The organism is Streptomyces gelaticus, from assembly GCF_014649535.1.
In the GTDB taxonomy this organism is placed as follows: domain Bacteria; phylum Actinomycetota; class Actinomycetes; order Streptomycetales; family Streptomycetaceae; genus Streptomyces; species Streptomyces gelaticus.
Map to the genome: position 1 here is coordinate 124,615 of NZ_BMTF01000009.1, position 16,651 is coordinate 141,265.

Below are 16,651 nucleotides of genomic sequence, written 5' to 3' on the forward strand. Positions count from 1 at the left end.
AACTCGTTCCCGCCGTACCGGATCCAATCGGCCGGTGGGGCCGGGCACTGTGGACGTGTCCGGTTCGTTGCACAGTGCGGCGTACCCGGAACGCCGCAGACGACCGGACCGAGGAGTCGCGCACATGCCCAGCAGTACCGACCGCAGCCGCACCGAGACGAGCCGCACGGACGGGAGCCGCACCCGTCTGGTCGAGCGCCTCATGGAGCAGTTCCCGCACGTGCCCCGGGAAGCTGTCATCAAGGAGGATCTGCTGCGCGGCGGCGTGGCGTTCGACGAGTCCGCCCTCAGTGACAACGAGGGCGGTGACGTCAAGCCGAAGTCCTACTTCATCTTCTCTTTCGACCACGGCACCCTCCCCGAGCTCGGCGCGGCCGCACTCCGCCGTCCGCCGGAGGAGATCGTCCTCACCGGCGGTCCGTACGACCTGCGCAGGACCGTCGTGTCCGTCCGGGTCAACCCCGCGTCCCCCTACCGCGTGGCGGCCGACGAAGACGGTGTGCTCGGGCTGTATCTCGACGGCCGGCGGATCTCTGACGTGGGGTTGCCGCCCATGCCGGACTATTACCGGCACACACTGGAGAACGGCAAGTCCGTGATGGAGGTCGCCCCCACCATCCAATGGGGATATCTCGTCTACCTGACCGTCTTCCGGGTCTGCCAGTACTTCGGCGCGAAGGAGGAGTGCCAGTACTGCGACATCAACCACAACTGGCGCCAGCACAAGGCGGCGGGACGCCCGTACACAGGGGTGAAGCCGGTCGAGGAGGTCCTGGAGGCGCTCGCCATCATCGACAAGTACGACACGGCGAAGACCTCCACCGCCTACACCCTCACCGGCGGGGCCATCACCTCCCACATCGGCGGCCGCGACGAAGCCGATTTCTACGGGCAGTACGCCAAGGCCATCGAGGAGCGATTCCCAGGCCGCTGGATCGGCAAGGTCGTCGCCCAGGCCCTGCCCAAGGCCGACGTACAGCGGTTCCACGACTACGGCGTGCAGATCTACCACCCCAACTACGAGGTGTGGGACCGTCGGCTGTTCGAGCTCTACTGCCCCGGCAAGGAGCGCTATGTGGGCCGCGACGAGTGGCACCGCCGCATCCTGGACTCCGCGGAGGTCTTCGGCGCTCGCAACGTCATCCCCAACTTCGTGGCCGGTGTGGAGATGGCCGAGCCCTTCGGCTTCACCTCCGTGGACGAGGCCATCGCATCGACCACAGAGGGCCTGCGGTTCTTCATGTCGCACGGCATCACCCCGAGGTTCACCACCTGGTGCCCGGAGCCCACCACCCCGCTCGGGAAGACCAACCCGGACGGAGCGCCGCTGGAGTACCACATCCGTCTGCTGGATTCCTACCGCGCGACCATGGAGGAGTACGGTCTCAGCTCACCCCCCGGATACGGCCCGCCCGGACCCGGACGCGCGGTCTTCTCCGTCAGTTCGTTCATGGACAGTCTTCCGGCCCTTCCGGAGGACGGCCGGTAGCACCGGGCCGGTCGTCGGCCCCGGGCGCTCGGCCCGGGCCGCGGCCACCAGTTCACGCACGACGCCGGCGAACCTCCGCACGAGGTCGTTCTCCGCGCCTTCGACCCGGACGAGCACGATCGGTCCGCAGCGGTTCGACATCGGTCAGCGGCACCCTCGAAGCACTGCCCGAGGCGCTGGCGGCCGAGGTCGCCCCGCACGGAATCAGGGTTGAGATCATCGAACCCGGATCGTTCCGGGCCGGCTTTGCCGGGGGAGGAGCGCTCCGGCTGACGGCCGAGCTGCTCGTGTGGCAGAGCGTCAGCCGCAGCACGGCTTCGACGACCGAGGACCGTGTCCGATCGGGCCGCCGCAGGGCCGGACGCCTGCGCCGGATGGTGGAGCGGATGCGCCGGGTGGCCGCACCTGGCCCCCGGGTGCGCGCCGGAGCGAACACCCCGAGCGTCGCGCAGACGATCAAGAGCCTGCCCCTCGGGTGCGCGCCGGAGCGCGCCCGAGGGCTCGGTGTCGGGGACTGTCAGGCGCGCCACTCGGCCGTGCGCTCGGGCGATGCTTCGGCGAGCGCCTTCACAATTGCTTCGGCGTCGCCCTGATGACCGTAGACGGGCGTGCCGGGCTGCTGACGCCAGGAGTCGTCGAGGTCCCCCGCGTCCACGGTGTCGAAACCCAGCTCGTCGATGAGGTCGCGCACGACCTGCTTGGTCGCCGCGTCGTCACCGGCCACCGGCAGCGCCTGACGGCCGGGGCTGCCCTTGGGGAGACCGTTGGACAGGATGTCCTGCGCGTACGTCCCGTTGAACGCCTTGATCACCGGATGGCCGATCTGCTCCTCGGTCCACCGGCTCTCGGGCGTGCCGTCCTCGATCGCGGCAATGCGGCCGTCGCGCTGTTGCGGGTAGTAGTTGCCGGTGTCGATGACCGCGACCCCTTCCGCGGCACCGTCGATCAGGCCGGCGGGCAGACCGGGGACGGCCTTGAGGGGGACGGTGACGACAACGACCTGGGCCCCCCGAGCCGCCTCCGCGGCGGTGACCGCGGTGGCTCCGGTCTCCTCGACGAGAGCGGAGAGTGTCTCCGGGCCGCGCGAATTGGCGACGGAAACATCGTGGCCCAGCGCGGTGAGGCGTCGGGTGAGGTTTCCGCCGATGTTGCCCGCTCCGATGATGCCGATCTTCATGGATCCGACCTTTCGATGGCGTCTTCGACAGGTGATGTGGTCCTGTGGCTTCACCAACTGCTCGGTTCCGGCCGGTATTCCTGGCGAGGGAAAACGATGCGCAGGTTCACTCGAAGGATGGGAACCGGCGTCTGGGGGCACGTACAGGGAAGAGAACGGAATCACCGAGCCCACTTGAAGGCGGTGCCCATGCTGCATGGCGTCGATGTCAGCTCCCATCAGTCGTCCTTCGACACGGACGGACTGGACTTCGTCTTCATCAAGGCCACCGAGGGTCGTTCCTACGTCAATCCGCATCTCGCCTCACAGGTGAAGCGAGCGAGGGACGCGGAGTGCGTGGTCGGCTTCTATCACTTTCTCTGGCCGGGGAACATCACGGCCCAGGCCGAGTACTTCGTGAGCAAGGCCCCGGAGAAGGTGGGTGATCTGCTCGCCGTGGACTGGGAACAGAACGGCGAGGGCACGCGGGCCGGCAATGCCGAGAAGGACCGCTTCATCCGCGAGGTCAAGCGCCTGCGGCCGCACCACAGGGTGCTGCTGTACTGCAACCGCTACTTCTGGTTGAACCACGACACCACGTCATATGCGGGGGACGGCCTGTGGATCGCCGACTACGTGACTGCGGGAAAGCCCAGGATCAAGGCTTCCTGGCGTATCCATCAGTACACCGACCATCCGCTCGACCAGGACGTAGCAGCCTTCTCCTCGCGGACGGCCATGCGCGACTGGGCCCGGGTATAGGCGCCGCGCCGGGTTGGCGGGGCCGGGCGCCGCGCTCCCATCGGCAGGTGTGAACTCATGATGGTTGCGTGCCTAGGATGGTGGCGATGAGCGAGACCCCGCCCAGCCTCCTGGGACTCACGACCTATCTGATGTCCAAGACCGGCAAGGCGGCGCGGAACCGGCTGGCGGCGCGACTGGCCGACCGGGACATGCGTCTCTGGCACATGGCCGTGCTGTCGGCGCTCGTCGACTTCGGCCCTCATGTGCAGCGGGAACTGGCATCGCGGCTCGGGATCGACCGGAGCGACATCGTCAAGATCGTGGACGATCTTGCGGTGGCCGGTCTCGTCGACCGAGCCCGGGACAGCAGCGACCGCCGCCGCATGACCGTCACGCCGACTCCGGCCGGGCGTGCGGCGCTCAAGGAGCTCCAGGCCGAGGCGCTCACTGTGCAGGAGACACTGCTCGCACCCCTGACCGGGTCCGAACAAGCCCAGCTGGCCGCGCTGTTGAAGCGTGTTCACGCCCATGTCCACGACGGTGCCGAAGAGCTGAAGGCAGGTCGCCGACCGATTCCCCCGGCGTGGTGCGGCACACTTCCCGGGTGACCACAGCCGCGGCTCAGCCGCCTCGCGACCGCGCGCTCGGGCGCGGAATCACCACCCTCATTCCGCAGGCCGTGACGGCCACCGCGGCCGAACAGGCGGCGGCCGTTCTCGCGGCGATGCAGAGCGTTCCGGTGCGTGTGGGTGTCCTCCAGGCAGCCGTGGCCCTTCTGGAGGAACGGGTGCGTGCGACGGACGACGACGCGGAGCGCGCGGCCGCCGCGACGACGGTCGCCATGCTGCGCAGTGCGATCGGCAGGGCCGGCTGAACCGGTCCGGCGCCGGGGGCGGTGATCAGCGCAGCTCGTCGAGGGCCCGGCCGCACGCGTCGGGTTGGTTCCGCCAGTGATGCCAACTTCCCTCGTGGGAGAGGACGACGGCAAGGGCGTCCGTCAGGCCGAGCTGCTGACGCCCGGCGATCTCCCGTACAACCACGACGGCCGCCGTGAGCCCGTCCCGTCCGCCGTCGGCCAGATACCCGAGCGAGGCGGCAGGGTTCTCCGCGGCCGTCGCACGCGTGGAATCGACCAGCGGTTGCAGCCACCGGGCCCACCGCTGGTACCGGCCCGACACCTCCGCGTCCGGTCCTTCCCGCCCGCACGTCCCTGCCGGCTTGTCCGCCTCACTCGTCCCGTCCGGGCGCTCCGCCGCGTCCATCAGAGGTGTCAGGGCCCGCGCGAGACGTTCGCAGTAGCCGGCCGCACTCTCCGTCACCCAGGGGTGCTCGGCGGTGAAATGCTCCCATCCGGTCTGCACTCCCAACTCGTCGAGCCACCAACCGCCGACGGGCCGAAGGCCCTCCGTGCCACCCAGAACGAAGGCTTCCCGCACCAGTTCGTAACTCGGCGGGGTGCGTTCGGCGAGCAGCACCGCGTCGTACAGATCCTTGCCCTGCGGGTATGCGTCGGTGACCAGCCAGAGCAACTTCCAGGCCAGTGAAAGCTCGGGGGACACGGCCTGCACGCGGCAACCCGGCCCGTCTCCCAGCGGCCGGAGTTCGGTGAGCGCGGCGGGGGAGGGCAGCGACTCGTTGAACACCACGTCGATCTGCACGGTGCCGCCGGGCACCCCGTCCGCCGTCCACGGCAGCAGAACGCGTCGCCCGGGAACTCGGTCGTACGTCCAGATGTCCTCCGCCACCATGCCCGCCGCGTCGATCCGGACGGCGCCTCGGGCGGCGGCGGCCGCGTCCTGGGCGATCGTGTCGAAGAGACCCGAGGCCCGCGGGTCGTCCATGGACCAGTCCCGGGGCACGAAGAGAAAGTCCAGATCACCCGGGTCGCGTGCGGTGTCCCCGAACCACGTGGCCATCAAAACGCTGCCGCGCAGCACCAGATGGCCGCCCCACGGACCGTCCGCGATGGACGCGAGCACCGTGTCCAGCACGGTACGCCGCGCCCGGTGCCAGGCCCGCCCCAACTCCTCCTCGCCGTCGCCGAACTCGGGCTCTCCTGCTCGGTAGGCATTGGCGAACTGCTTCAGGGCGGGCTCGAAGACGAATCCGTGATTCATCCCCTGCGGTACGGGCAGCATCGTGCCAGGAAGCTCCGCGTTGCGACGTGTCTCCTCGTCCAACGGAGCATGGGGAACACGCGGGGAGCCCCAGCGGAACCTGGTCCAGGGCGCGGATTCGTCGGCGGAAGATGTCACGGTGAGGCTCCTGCGGGCGGGTTCGCTGCTGTTCGCGAGACCTGTGGTGGAAGCGGAAGCTGACACATCGGTATGCGCGATCCGCCTGACGCGAGCATAGGTGTAGGCGTTGCGCGGAGGACCGCGGGTCCGGGAGGGGCCGGGGCCGGTGCTTCGCGGGGCAGTGCGCTCGACGGCCGGATACCGGCAACGTCATTGGCATGGACCTGATAGGTGAGCTGCGTTACAGTCCGTTGCGGCACACTCTGAGAGCGCTCTCAGACGGGAGCTCCCGGACGCCTGCTGTTCCTCCCCCACGATGCCGGAACAACAGAAGGGCCATTGCCTTGAGATGTATGAACACGCTGCGTACGAGCCTCGCTGCCGTGCTGGTTGTCGGAGCCTGGGCGACCGTGGGTCTTGCCTCTGGTCCGGCATCCGCCGCCGCGGTGGAGCCGACTTCCGCGACACCCCGTTCCGCAACCGATGAGGCGCCGGCCTCCGCGGGGCTGCTCGCCGCCCTGCGGCGAGACCTCGGCCTGACAGAAAGTCAGGCCAGAGAGCGGCTGGCTGCGGAGAAGACGGCGACCGCCCTGCAGGGCAAGGCGCGCCGGGTCGCCGGATCGTCCTACGCAGGCTCCTGGTTCGATCCGGCCGCAGGCAGACTGACCGTGGCCCTCACCGACAGGCGGAAGGAGGACGTCGTACGGGCAGCCGGCGCGTCCGTCCAACTGGTACGCCACAGTGCGCGGCAGCTCGACGCGGCCAAGGCGCGGATCGACGCGATGTCCGCACCGGAGGGTGTCAGCGGCTGGCGCGTCGACCCGAAGGCCAACCGGGTCGTCGTCGACGTGGTCGCTTCGGCAGAGGGTGACAACGATGTCCGGGCGTTCGTCGAACGGGCCCGCAACGTCGGCCCCGTACTGGTGAATCGGACACCCGAAGCGCCCAGGACCTTTGCTGCCGGAACCGTGGGCGGCGATCCCTACTACACGGGCAACGTCCGATGCTCCATCGGCTTCTCCGTGCATGGTGGCTTCGTCACGGCAGGTCATTGCGGACAGGCCGGCGCCGCGGTCAGCGGATGGGACCGTTCGGCCATCGGCCACTTCCAGGGTTCCTCCTTCCCTGGTGACGACTACGCCTGGGTCGGCGTCGGCAACGGCTGGTGGACCGTCCCCGTAGTAATCGGCTGGGGAACGGTCTCGGACCAGCTGGTCCGGGGCTCCGCGGAGGCGCCCATCGGCGCCTCGATATGCCGCTCAGGCTCCACCAGCCACTGGCACTGCGGCAATGTGCTGGCCACCGGCGAGACCGTGAACTACAGCCAGGGCGCGGTTCATCAGATGACCAAGACGAGCGTCTGCGCCGAACCGGGAGACTCGGGAGGTTCGTTCATCAGCGGCGACCAGGCCCAGGGAGTGACTTCGGGTGGCTGGGGCAACTGCACCGGCGGCGGCGAGACCTGGCACCAGCCGATCAACGAGATCCTGAACCGGTACGGGCTGACCCTGCAGACAGCCTGACGGCACGCAGGGGCTTGTCGGACGACCCCGATCCGTTCGGCGCCCACTGTACGGCGGGGCCTGTTCGCGACCCGGCCTCCCTCGCTCGGGTGCGGCAGGCCCCTGCTGCGTGGCACGCGGACGCCGAGCCTCACCAAGTGCAGTCGGCCTGCAGATCGTTGATGCTGTCCGCGAGTTCGGCCGGCCGGACCGGCCAGCCTGTCGTGTGCCAGTGAGCGATGCGCCAGGCCAACCGCCGCGGCCACACCGGCGTGGTGGGCAGCTGGTCGACCGGAATCCACGTGGGCGTCCCGCCGTGATTGTCGAGTTCCGTAGGGGCGCCGATCGTGCCTTCGGCACGCAGAAGGAAGTAGTGCTCACGGCGATCGTCCTTCCAGACGCGGGCCACCTCCCTGACCACTTCGCCGCTCAGGCCGGACTCCTCCCGCAGCTCCCGGACCACCGCAGTGTGCAGGGTCTCGCCGTCCTCGACCCCGCCGCCCGGGATCTCGTAGAACGGCTGTCCGTCCTCCTCGAATCCGATGAGCAACATGCGCTCGTCACGAATCACCACCGCGCCGGCCCGTACCCGCACCGGATCAGCGGCCGCCGGATCGTCCCAGGCGGCCACTTGGTGCGCAGTGCCTTCCGCCACCCAGTCCCGCAGCACGGTCTCCGCGGTTCCGACGGGCCGGATCCGCGCGTGCAATGCCTCGGCCAGCGGCAGCGAGCACCATGAGCTGTCCGGAACCCCTCCGTGGCGGGGGAGGCTGTAGGCCCCGCCCTCACCGGGCTCCGTGGTCACGACGAGTCCGATGTCGTCGAACTGGATGTTCAGCAGCGCGGTGTCGTCAGGCATCGGTGAAGAATAGTCGCCCGTGCCGCGCTCAGGGCTCCGCACGGGCACGCCACTCGTCGAACTGCTCAGGCATACGGACCCGGTCGACCAGGTCCGACCGGTCGATGCCGACGTTCTTCACCGGCTTTCCGTACTCGGCGCGCTCCGCCAAGGTCTGCTGGCCGAGCGCCGGGCAGATCACCGTTACGTCGAGATCGCGACGATCACCGGCCCGAGGGCGTAACGCCCCACCCCCACCGCCCGGCCGACCCCGGGCAGCAGTTCGCCCAGCCGTGGACCGGTGCTCATGGCATCCGCCGCGGAGCGCAGTGCGTCATGCTGCTGCACGAGTCCCTGTGCAGCCGTCACGCGACCATTCCCCCGGGAACCACCCCCGTAAGCGCTGGGCCACCGCTTGCTGTTCGGCTCGATCCGGTTCGGCGTGCGCGGTACAGGTGCCGGACAACGCGTATGACCCGAACGAGAATCCGTGTTGCCGCGGACCTCCTCGGTAGGGTGCGTGGTGTGAGTGACGTGTATGAGTTGGCGGTATCGGTCGATCTCCGGGACGAGATCTCCGAGCAGGAGCTCGTCGAACTGCGCTGGCATCTGGGAATCGGGCCGCAGCCGGAGCACCTCTCCATCGTGACCTCGTTCCCCGTCGTGGTGGAGGACGAGTCCGGTGCCCCGTTGATCGAGAACGAACCTCGCCCGCTGCTCGCCGACAGCGGCCCGGCCCGGCGAGTGGGCGGTGTGCTCGGCTCGGCGCTGGCCGACCGCGCGAATCTGTCACGGAAGGGCTGGGCGCTCACCTCCCGGCAGGAGATCCACCCGGACGAGTTCGACCGGCTCGGCGAGTTGCTCGGCTGGCTGGCCGTGCGGATTCACGACGCCCACCTGCTCGCGGACGATGCCGTTTCGATCGGCTGCCTGAGGTTCCACGAAGACGTGGCGCCGAAGACGCTGAAGGTCGCGGACGGGCAGATCGTGTGGCCGTCCTAGCGTCTTCCGCTTCCTCCGGGGCACTGCGGCGCCGCCCGGGACGGTCCCGCCCAGCTGGTGAGATCCGGGACCGGCAGCTGTCGGGATCGGGCGACGGATGACAGTCAGGAGTGCGTAATCGACAGGGGGAGGGGCGACGCCCTGTGAAGAGGATGCGCCGGATCGCGCTGTACGCCGCGGCGCCACTGGTCATGGTGCTCGCGGCCGGCTACGGCTGGGTACCGGATGAGCGACATCGGCAAGCTGTGGCGGTACGAGGACCGGCTCGCCACGTACTGCGAGGGGTTGCTGCCCGTTGCCGAGTCCGCCGCCCTGACCTCGTACTCCAGATCCCGGACTGCCGGGGGACCGCACGGGCGGCACGGATGACGACCGCTGGGACGAGTGCGGTGTGGCGGACACGAGGCTGCTGGTCGCCCTGATTCCGCACGATGCCGTCCGTAGCCGCATTTTCTTTGGCGACCCGCTCTCGATGTTGCGCAACGGGGAATCCGACCATCTGCCCGTCGCCCTCGGCGGTGGCCGGCAGGGGTACACCGACTTCCGTGACACCGGCGTCGCGCTCAACTGCACCAACATGCCGGCTTCCCTCGTGGTGGCCGTACGAGCCGACAAGTCGCACGAGAATGCCGCGAAGACCCGCCGGATCGCTCAGTTGGCCACGGCCACCGCCGAACGGGCGAGCGCCGCATGCGGTACGGGCCCGCGTGCCTTGTTCACTGCCGACGGCACCGAGTACGCGGCCTCGCCGCACGGGCCGCCGCACGGCTACCTCCGTACCGCTCTGCGCGCCTTCGCTGAGCGCGCGGCGCAGCGCCATGGATGCACGGACCTGAAGCTGCCCTCCTGACGGAACGGCCAGGGACGCCTTGCTCGGGCGCCGGGTTCGGCGGTCGGGGGCTTGACCGAAATTGGCCGTAGCATGTCAAGAATCATGGCGGTGTGCCTTGTTGCTTCAAGGGGGTCGTGCCTCAATGAGGAAGGCAGCCGACCCTGACGGTGCGTCAGGGATGTGCTGTGTTCCGGCGTGCACGGCGCATTCAGTGCGTCGGCAGTCCCCCCACCTGAAGGGCAACCATCATGAGGTACGGCATACGGCGACTCGCCATCTGTTCCGCCCTCGCCGTGGGCGCGCTCGCGCTCGCGCCCACGGCCGAGGCGGTCACCCCCACCACCGCCACCATTTCCTTCGACTGCGGAGCCTACGGCTCGGGCAGCGCGACCCTCACCGCCACTCAGAGCGGCACGAGCGCGGTCATCAACGTCTCGACGTCCGCTATCACGGCACCGATCAGCGTCGGGGCGAACTCGGTCAAATCAACACTCACGCTCACCAACAAGGGCACGGGGTCGGTGACGTTCACCGGGAACTCCAACCCCGCCATCCCCGCCGGAAGCCCTGTGTCGACGGGGCCCCTGAAGGGGACTGTCGCCTCGGGGGACAGCCTGCAGGCCAAGTCCCTCAAGGTTGTGGTCTTCGGCATCACCGCGACCTGCAATGCGACCTCCGCTCAGTCGCCCGGACCGTTCGTGTTCTGATCCGGCAGCCCTCGGGCGCTGAGCGCAGCGCAGGGCCGTGACAGTGCTGTGATCGGTCCGTGTTCCCACCTGCCGGCGGGTGGGGGCACGGACCGAACCTTCGTTGTATTGGGCTTCGGCGGACGGAGTGGAGAAGCGAGCCAGCGAGCGAGCGGGCGATGGCCGGGTAATGGATGGGGGATCCCGCTGCCGCCTCCCCTTCGGTGCGAAGCCCGGCGGCGGTACGGCGTGCGCCGCGCATGTCTGCCGCGGTGGCGGGTACGACCGTACGCGGGGCGCAGCGGAAGCGGCCGAAGAGCGAGGGGTGTCGGAAGTGATCCGAAGGCTGCAGGCGGTCGCGCTGGACTGCGCTGATCCGGTACGGCTCGCCGAGTTCTACGCCGAACTGCTCGGCGGCCGGGTGGTCGCGGACCCCGAGGAGCCCGACTGGGTCGAGGTGCACGGGTTCGAGGGGACGCCGCTGGCCTGCCAGGGGGTGGACGGTTACCAACCGCCCGTATGGCCCGGCCAGGAGCGCCCGCAGCAGCTGCACCTGGACTTCGACGTGGACGACCTCGACGGAGAGGAGATGCGGGCGCTCGACCTCGGCGCGACCGTGCTGGAGCGGACGGACCAGCTCCGCCCGGGGACCAACTGGCGGATCTACGCGGATCCGGCCGGCCACCCGTTCTGCCTCTGCCTCCACTGAGTCCGTCGGGCCCACTGTCCTGGCTCAATGGCTGCCGCAGCCTGGACAGGCGCTACGAACGGCAAGGCTGGGCACCTCCTGGCCTTCGTCGGCATCGTCGGCGCCCTCGTCTGCCAGGCGGAGGACCGTCGCAGGCGCGTACGTGGCCGTGATTCTGCTCGACCTCGCCTGCATCCTGGTCCTGGAACGTGTTCTGCGCGCTGCACACCATGCGACCTTCGGACTGCGCGGTCGGCTCCTGAGGCCGCTGCTCGCCGCGGTCGGTATCGATCTGGTCCTCGACGGTCCGGTGGAACTCGGCGTCGGGCGGAGCGGACGCGGCCACTGAGAGGGACTCCCGGCCTCGCATCCGCCCAGCCCAGCCGGTCACCTCCCGGACGCCCGGCCTCGCCGGATCACGCCGCCGTACAGGAGCGGCCCCCGCCCGCCTTGCTCCCGTCCACGTCGTGGTGGATGGGAGTACCCGATCCGGTCAGTGGCACACCCGTGCCGCCCCGGCGCGCCGCGACGATCTCCGCCGCGATGGACAGGGCGGTCTCCTCGGGGGTCCGGGCGCCGAGGTCCAGGCCGATCGGGGAGTGCAGGCGGGCCAACTCGCGGCTGCTGACGCCGACTTCGCGAAGGCGGCGATTGCGGTCCTCGTGGGTGCTGCGCGAGCCCATCGCGCCGACGAACGCGACCGGCAGACGCAGCGCCGTCTTCCAGGAGCGGAACGTCGAACTTGGCGTCATGGGTGAGCACGCACAGGACGGTGCGTTCGTCGGTCGCGGTGCGCCGGAGGTAGCGGTGCGGCCAGTCGACCACGAGCTCGTCCGCCTCGGGGAAACGGACAGGAGTGACGAAGACCGGCCGTGCATCGCACACGGTCACGTGGAAGCCGAGGAACTTGCCCGCCCGTACGAGCGCCGTCGCGCAGTCCACGGCGCCGAAGACGATCATCCGGGGCGCCGGCACCCTCGACTCCACGAACAGCGTCACCCCGCCCGGACAGCGAGACCCGTCCTCGGAGATCTCGACGGTGCCGGTGCGACCGGTGTCCAGCATCGCGCGGGCCTCCTCCGCCGCGGTCCGGTCCAGCCCCGGATGTCCGTCGAGGCAGCCCTCGTACGATCCGCCGGGGCGGACGAGCAGTGCCCTGACGAGCAGTTCCACCGGGCCTCGGGCCACCCGGGCCAGGGCCGCCGGCACCCCCCGGTCCGCCGCCGACACCCCGGCCCGGAACACCGGCGCGTCCGCACGCACCGGTGTGACCAGGACCTCGATGACACCGCCGCAGGTGAGCCCCACCGCGAACGCGTCCTCGTCGTCGTATCCGAACCGCTCGCGTGCCGTGCGCCCGTCCTGGAGTGCCCGGACGCACAGGTCGTACACCGCGCCTTCCACGCAACCGCCGGAGACGGAACCGATGACGGTGCCGTCACCGTCGACGGCCAGGGCGGCGCCGGGACCGCGCGGCGCGCTGCCACTGACGGCCACGACGGTGGCGACGGCGAAGTCCCGGCCCTCTTCGAACCACCGGTTCAGATCCTCGGCGATGTCAAGCACTTCTGGCTCCTCCCGTCGCCCGGCGCCGGGCCTCGTCCGCCGCACGCAGAACCCGGTCCGGACGGATCGGCAGTTCCCGGTGGCGCACACCCGTCGCGTGCCACACCGCGTTGGCGATCGCGGCGGCCACACCCACGATGCCGATCTCGCCGATGCCCTTGATCCCGACCGGATCGCCCGGGACGGGGTCCTCCACCCAGTCCGCCTCGATGAGCGGCACATCGGCGTTCGAGGCGAAGTGGTACCCGGCGAGGTCGGCACCGACGTGGCCGCCCGAGGCCAGGTCCCTGATCGCCTCCTCGTGGAGCGCCATGGACAGCCCCCAGGTCATGCCTCCGATGAACTGGCTGCGGGCGGTGAGCGGGTTGACAATGGTGCCCGCGGCGTAGATGCCGAGCAGCCGTCGGACGCGCACTTCACCGGTGTCCACATCCACCGCGACCTCGGCGAACTGCGCGCCGAAGGAGTGGCGTTCCTGCTCCGTGAGAGCGCCGATGGCCCCGGCCGTGTTCGACCGGGCGGTGATTCCCTCCGGCGGAATTCCGCCACCCGGGGACAGACGCTCCCGCAGCTCCTTCGCCGCGAGCGTCACTGCCCACGCCCAGGAACGTGTCCCCGTCGAGCCCCCGGCGATCATCGCAGGGCCGAGGTCGCTGTCCGCGATGCGTACCCGGACGCGGTCCGGACCCACCTCCAGCGCGTCCGCGGCGACCAGGACCATCGCGGTCCGTGCACCGGTTCCGATGTCCGCCGCGTTGATCCGTACGGTGAAGGTTCCGTCGGCCTCGGCGGTCACGGCCGCAGTGGAGGGCCCCACCCCCGAGGGGTAGGTGGCCGCCGCCGTGCCGGTGCCGAGCAGCCAGCGGCCCTCGCGGCGCAGTCCGGGACGGGGGTCCCGGTCCGCCCAGCCGAACCTGCGGGCGCCCTCCTCGAAGCAGGCCAGCAGATTACGGCTGCTGAACGGCAGCCCGGACACCGGACCCGTCTCGGGTTCGTTGCGTACGCGCAGCGCGATCGGGTCGATGCCGCACTTCTCGGCCAGCTCGTCGAGGGCCGATTCGAGGGCGAAAGACCCCGGCGCCTCGCCCGGCGCACGCATCCACGTCGGGGTCGGCACGTCGAGTCGTACGATCCGGTGCAGAGTGTGATGCGCGTCGGCGTCGTACATCACCCGTCCCAGCACGGCGCTCGACTCGACGAATTCGTGCACGCTCGACGTGAGACTGTGCGCCTGGTGGTCGAAGGCACGCAGCCGCCCATCGGCGTCGGCACCGAGCCGGATCCGCTGAGCGGTGGGGCTGCGGTAGCCGATGAGCGAGAACATCTGCCGACGCGTCAGTACGACACGGACCGGGCGCCGGAGGACGGTCGTGGCCATCACGGCTGCCACTTGGTGCGGGCTCAGGCCCTTCGACCCGAAGGCACCCCCGACGTGCTCGGACCGCACCCGCACGGAGGCCGGAGCGAGGGAGAAGAGCTGCGCCAGTTCGCTCGCCACCCAGCTGCTGCCCTGGTTGGAGTCGATGACGTCGAGCCGGCCGCCGTCCCAGCGGGCCGTCGCCGCATGCGGCTCCAGCGGGTTGTGGTGCTCCTCCGGAGTGGTGTACTCCGCGTCCACGACGACGGCGGAGGAGCCGAGTTGGGCCTCCAGGTTCCCCTTCTCCGTCTCGGCCCGGACCATGGGGGTGTCCTGCGGGGTGTAAGCGTCCGAACGGCCGGAGTGGAACGCGACATCGTGCGGCTCCCCGTCGTACTGGACCACCAACGCCTCGGCGGCTTCCCGGGCCTGCTCGGAGGTCTCGGCCACCACCAACGCCACGGGCCAGCCCGCGAAGGGGACGCGGTCGTGCTGGAAGAGCCCCACGATCGGGTTCGGCCGCCCCAGCATGCCCAGATAGTCGGTCTCGACGTGCGGAGCGTTCCCGTGGTGCAGCACGGTGAGAACGCCTGGCATGGCCAGGACGGGACCGGCCTCCACGGAGAGGATCCGGCCACGGGCCACGGTTGACAACACCAGCCAGCCGTGGGTGAGTCCGGCGAACGGAACCTCTCCGGAGTAGCGGGCCGCCCCGGTGACCTTGTCGCGGCCCTCCACACGGGTGTGGGCGGAGCCGACGGCTCCTGTCGCGGCGGCGACCCCGGTCGTCGTGGTCATCGGGAGCCCTCCTCGGTGAGCTCGGTGAGCACGGCCACAACAAGGTTGCGCATCAGCGTCACCTTGTAGCCGTTCTCGGCAAGGGGCTCGGCGGCGGCCAGTTCGGCATCCGCCGCGGCGGCGAAGGCTTCCGCGCTCGCCGGTCCGCCGATCAGGACCCGCTCGGCCGTGCGGGCCCGCCAGGGCCTCGACGCGACAGCCCCGAGCGCCAGACGCACTTCGCGTACGACACCGTCCCGGACATCGAGCGCGGCGGCGATCGAACCGATCGCGAACGCGTACGAGGCACGCTCACGCACCTTCCGGTACCGCGAGTGCGCAGTGACCGGCGAGGGCGGCAGCGTGACGGCCGTGATCAGCGCGCCGGGTGGAAGAGCGGTCTCGATGTGTGGCGTGTCGCCCACGGGCGGATAGAACTCCGAGATCGGCAACTCGCCCGGCCCATCGGCCGTTTCGTACGAGATGACGGCGTCGAAGGCGGCGAGCGCGACCGCCATGTCCGAGGGATGGGTGGCGATGCAGTGAGCGGAGGCACCGAGGATCGCGTGGTTGTGGTGTTCGCCCTCGACGGCAGGGCAACCACTGCCGGGGGAACGCTTGTTGCACGGCTTGTTGATGTCGGTGAAGTAGCCGCAACGAGTCCGCTGGAGAAGATTCCCGCCGACCGTGGCCATGTTGCGCAGCTGCCCGGAGGCACCGGCCAGGAGGGACTGCGCCAACGCCGGACAGCGGCGCCGCACTTCGGGGTGGGCCGCGAGATCGCTGTTGGTGACGGTCGCACCGAAACGCAGCCCGCCGCCATCGGTGAACTCGACTCCTCCCAGGGGGAGATCGCGAACGTCGACGAGCAGAGCGGGCCGTTCCACGCCTGCCTTCATCAGGTCGACGAGATTGGTGCCGCCGCCGAGGAAGCGGGCCTCGGGGTCGGAACCGAGCAGGGCGACCGCTCCGGAAACGTCGAAGGCACGCTCGTAGCCGAACTCCCTCACGCTGCCGCCTCCTTGGCCTGGGTCCCCGCCGCTTCCGCAGCCTGCGCGATTGCCTGCACGATCGACACATAGGCGCCGCAGCGGCACAGATTGCCGCTCATGCGTTCGCGGATCTCCTCGGCGTCGAGCGCGGGCACCCCCGCCTCGGGCCGGACGTCGTCGGTCGCCGCGCTCGGCCATCCCGCCGCGTGTTCCTCGATCACCGCGATGGCCGAACAGATCTGCCCGGGTGTGCAGTATCCGCACTGAAATCCGTCGAGATCGAGAAAGGCCTGCTGCATCGGATGGAGCCGTTCGCCATCGGCCACGCCCTCGATGGTGGTGATTTCGCGACCCTCGGCCGCGACCGCGAGCTGGAGGCAGGAAACGGCCCGCCGCCCATCGAGCAGCACCGTGCAGGCACCGCATTGCCCCTGGTCACAGCCCTTCTTGGAACCGGTCAGGTCGAGACGCTCGCGCAGGGCGTCGAGCAGGGTGGTGCGATGATCGACGGGCAGTGTGTACTTTTCGCCATTGATGTTCAGGGTGATGGCACTGGACGTCGATGGAGTCATGATCAGCCTTCTTTCGCATTGCTGATGCGCGTCGAACGAGACGATCCCGGCGGACATTCCGGGAGGGAGAGGGCGATGAGGGTGATTTAACCACTGACGGTGGACGCAGGTCGGCCACACCGGCCGGATCTGCCACTATGGTGAATCCAAGCGGACAACTGTCCACTTATTGCCGAACCTAGCGGACAGCTGTCCGCTCAGCAAGGCCGGACC

Annotated in this window: 19 protein-coding genes and 1 pseudogene; 11 read left to right on the plus strand and 9 right to left on the minus strand. The window is 69.7% G+C overall.

Annotation, left to right across the window (positions count from 1 at the left end; genetic code table 11):
- Positions 1-124: 124 nt before the first annotated feature.
- Positions 125-1,489 (plus strand): radical SAM protein, encoded by a 1,365-nt coding sequence (locus IE107_RS15995; protein ID WP_189544425.1) that lies wholly within the window; start codon positions 125-127, stop codon positions 1,487-1,489.
- Between the two features lie 517 nt (positions 1,490-2,006).
- On the opposite strand, the gene IE107_RS16000 is transcribed toward IE107_RS15995, so the two are convergent.
- Positions 2,007-2,963: an NADPH-dependent F420 reductase gene (locus IE107_RS16000; RefSeq protein WP_308434230.1), complete on the minus strand. Its 957-nt coding sequence runs from the start codon at positions 2,961-2,963 to the stop codon at positions 2,007-2,009.
- Here IE107_RS16000 and IE107_RS16005 point away from each other — a divergent pair.
- The 3 genes from IE107_RS16005 (at position 2,856) to IE107_RS16015 (ending at position 4,263) form a co-directional block, all read left to right on the plus strand.
- The gene (locus IE107_RS16005) at positions 2,856-3,407 is read left to right on the plus strand and encodes a glycoside hydrolase family 25 protein (protein WP_189544427.1); all 552 of its coding nucleotides are present in this window, start codon (positions 2,856-2,858) and stop codon (positions 3,405-3,407) included. The genes IE107_RS16000 and IE107_RS16005 overlap by 108 nt on opposite strands.
- Positions 3,408-3,493: 86 nt before the next feature.
- The gene (locus IE107_RS16010) at positions 3,494-3,997 is read left to right on the plus strand and encodes a MarR family winged helix-turn-helix transcriptional regulator (RefSeq protein ID WP_189544428.1); all 504 of its coding nucleotides are present in this window, start codon (positions 3,494-3,496) and stop codon (positions 3,995-3,997) included.
- Positions 3,994-4,263 (plus strand): hypothetical protein, encoded by a 270-nt coding sequence (locus IE107_RS16015; protein WP_189544429.1) that lies wholly within the window; start codon positions 3,994-3,996, stop codon positions 4,261-4,263. Before IE107_RS16010 ends, IE107_RS16015 begins: the two co-directional genes overlap by 4 nt.
- Before the next feature lie 25 nt (positions 4,264-4,288).
- Here IE107_RS16015 and IE107_RS16020 read toward each other — a convergent pair whose 3' ends face one another.
- A complete protein-coding gene (locus IE107_RS16020) occupies positions 4,289-5,644 on the minus strand; it encodes a nucleotidyl transferase AbiEii/AbiGii toxin family protein (protein ID WP_229866978.1) in 1,356 nt (451 codons plus the stop codon).
- Positions 5,645-5,979: 335 nt separating this feature from the next.
- Here IE107_RS16020 and IE107_RS16025 point away from each other — a divergent pair, with 335 nt between their 5' ends.
- Positions 5,980-7,149 (plus strand): S1 family peptidase, encoded by a 1,170-nt coding sequence (locus IE107_RS16025; RefSeq protein WP_189544430.1) that lies wholly within the window; start codon positions 5,980-5,982, stop codon positions 7,147-7,149.
- A 130-nt stretch (positions 7,150-7,279) separates the two neighbouring features.
- Here the strand turns inward: IE107_RS16025 and IE107_RS16030 are convergent, their stop codons facing one another.
- From IE107_RS16030 to IE107_RS16040, 3 genes are read right to left on the minus strand one after another with little or no spacing between them, the layout of a single operon-like run.
- Entirely contained in the window at positions 7,280-7,987 is a 708-nt protein-coding gene (locus tag IE107_RS16030; protein ID WP_189544431.1) for an NUDIX domain-containing protein, read from the minus strand.
- A gap of 28 nt (positions 7,988-8,015) precedes the next feature.
- Positions 8,016-8,168: a hypothetical protein gene (locus IE107_RS16035; RefSeq protein WP_189544432.1), complete on the minus strand. Its 153-nt coding sequence runs from the start codon at positions 8,166-8,168 to the stop codon at positions 8,016-8,018.
- Positions 8,169-8,170: 2 nt separating this feature from the next.
- Positions 8,171-8,335 carry a hypothetical protein gene (locus IE107_RS16040; protein ID WP_189544433.1) on the minus strand — a complete coding sequence of 55 codons (165 nt, stop codon included), beginning with the start codon at positions 8,333-8,335 and terminating at the stop codon, positions 8,171-8,173.
- A gap of 156 nt (positions 8,336-8,491) precedes the next feature.
- On the opposite strand from IE107_RS16040, the gene IE107_RS16045 reads away from it, so the two are divergent.
- The 6 genes from IE107_RS16045 to IE107_RS16070 all read left to right on the plus strand — a co-directional run bounded on the left by IE107_RS16045 (position 8,492) and on the right by IE107_RS16070 (position 11,523).
- Positions 8,492-8,968, plus strand: a complete 477-nt coding sequence (locus IE107_RS16045) for a hypothetical protein (RefSeq protein WP_189544434.1) — start codon at positions 8,492-8,494, stop codon at positions 8,966-8,968.
- Positions 8,969-9,193: 225 nt separating this feature from the next.
- Complete coding sequence (locus tag IE107_RS16050; RefSeq protein ID WP_189544435.1) at positions 9,194-9,337, plus strand: hypothetical protein; 144 nt, start codon at positions 9,194-9,196, stop codon at positions 9,335-9,337.
- Between the two features lie 22 nt (positions 9,338-9,359).
- Positions 9,360-9,818 carry a hypothetical protein gene (locus tag IE107_RS16055; protein ID WP_189544436.1) on the plus strand — a complete coding sequence of 153 codons (459 nt, stop codon included), beginning with the start codon at positions 9,360-9,362 and terminating at the stop codon, positions 9,816-9,818.
- 230 nt (positions 9,819-10,048) lie between these two features.
- Entirely contained in the window at positions 10,049-10,507 is a 459-nt protein-coding gene (locus tag IE107_RS16060; protein ID WP_189544437.1) for a hypothetical protein, read from the plus strand.
- A 313-nt stretch (positions 10,508-10,820) separates the two neighbouring features.
- A complete protein-coding gene (locus IE107_RS16065) occupies positions 10,821-11,195 on the plus strand; it encodes a VOC family protein (protein ID WP_189544438.1) in 375 nt (124 codons plus the stop codon).
- 142 nt (positions 11,196-11,337) lie between these two features.
- A complete protein-coding gene (locus tag IE107_RS16070; RefSeq protein ID WP_189544439.1) occupies positions 11,338-11,523 on the plus strand; it encodes a hypothetical protein in 186 nt (61 codons plus the stop codon).
- Between the two features lie 67 nt (positions 11,524-11,590).
- Here IE107_RS16070 and IE107_RS16075 read toward each other — a convergent pair.
- The 4 genes and pseudogenes from IE107_RS16075 to IE107_RS16090 all read right to left on the minus strand — a co-directional run bounded on the left by IE107_RS16075 (position 11,591) and on the right by IE107_RS16090 (position 16,438).
- A pseudogene (locus tag IE107_RS16075) lies at positions 11,591-12,740 on the minus strand (XdhC family protein).
- Positions 12,733-14,895 (minus strand): xanthine dehydrogenase family protein molybdopterin-binding subunit, encoded by a 2,163-nt coding sequence (locus IE107_RS16080; protein ID WP_189544440.1) that lies wholly within the window; start codon positions 14,893-14,895, stop codon positions 12,733-12,735. Before IE107_RS16080 ends, IE107_RS16075 begins: the two are co-directional and overlap by 8 nt.
- On the minus strand, positions 14,892-15,884 hold the full coding sequence (locus IE107_RS16085) for an FAD binding domain-containing protein (RefSeq protein WP_189544441.1): 993 nt from the start codon (positions 15,882-15,884) through the stop codon (positions 14,892-14,894). Before IE107_RS16085 ends, IE107_RS16080 begins: the two co-directional genes overlap by 4 nt.
- Complete coding sequence (locus IE107_RS16090; RefSeq protein WP_189544517.1) at positions 15,881-16,438, minus strand: (2Fe-2S)-binding protein; 558 nt, start codon at positions 16,436-16,438, stop codon at positions 15,881-15,883. Before IE107_RS16090 ends, IE107_RS16085 begins: the two co-directional genes overlap by 4 nt.
- Between the last annotated feature and the right edge of the window lie 213 nt (positions 16,439-16,651).

Excerpts from the sequence above, each read along its gene's own strand:
- IE107_RS15995 (WP_189544425.1), top strand. The coding sequence starts at position 125 with ATGCCCAGCAGTACCGACCGCAGCCGCACCGAGACGAGCCGCACGGAC.
- IE107_RS16005 (WP_189544427.1), top strand. The coding sequence starts at position 2,856 with ATGCTGCATGGCGTCGATGTCAGCTCCCATCAGTCGTCCTTCGACACG.
- IE107_RS16000 (WP_308434230.1), bottom strand. The coding sequence starts at position 2,963 with ATGCGGATTGACGTAGGAACGACCCTCGGTGGCCTTGATGAAGACGAA.
- IE107_RS16010 (WP_189544428.1), top strand. The coding sequence starts at position 3,494 with ATGAGCGAGACCCCGCCCAGCCTCCTGGGACTCACGACCTATCTGATG.
- IE107_RS16025 (WP_189544430.1), top strand. The coding sequence starts at position 5,980 with ATGAACACGCTGCGTACGAGCCTCGCTGCCGTGCTGGTTGTCGGAGCC.
- IE107_RS16030 (WP_189544431.1), bottom strand. The coding sequence starts at position 7,987 with ATGCCTGACGACACCGCGCTGCTGAACATCCAGTTCGACGACATCGGA.
- IE107_RS16050 (WP_189544435.1), top strand. The coding sequence starts at position 9,194 with ATGAGCGACATCGGCAAGCTGTGGCGGTACGAGGACCGGCTCGCCACG.
- IE107_RS16060 (WP_189544437.1), top strand. The coding sequence starts at position 10,049 with ATGAGGTACGGCATACGGCGACTCGCCATCTGTTCCGCCCTCGCCGTG.
- IE107_RS16080 (WP_189544440.1), bottom strand. The coding sequence starts at position 14,895 with ATGACCACGACGACCGGGGTCGCCGCCGCGACAGGAGCCGTCGGCTCC.
- IE107_RS16090 (WP_189544517.1), bottom strand. The coding sequence starts at position 16,438 with ATGACTCCATCGACGTCCAGTGCCATCACCCTGAACATCAATGGCGAA.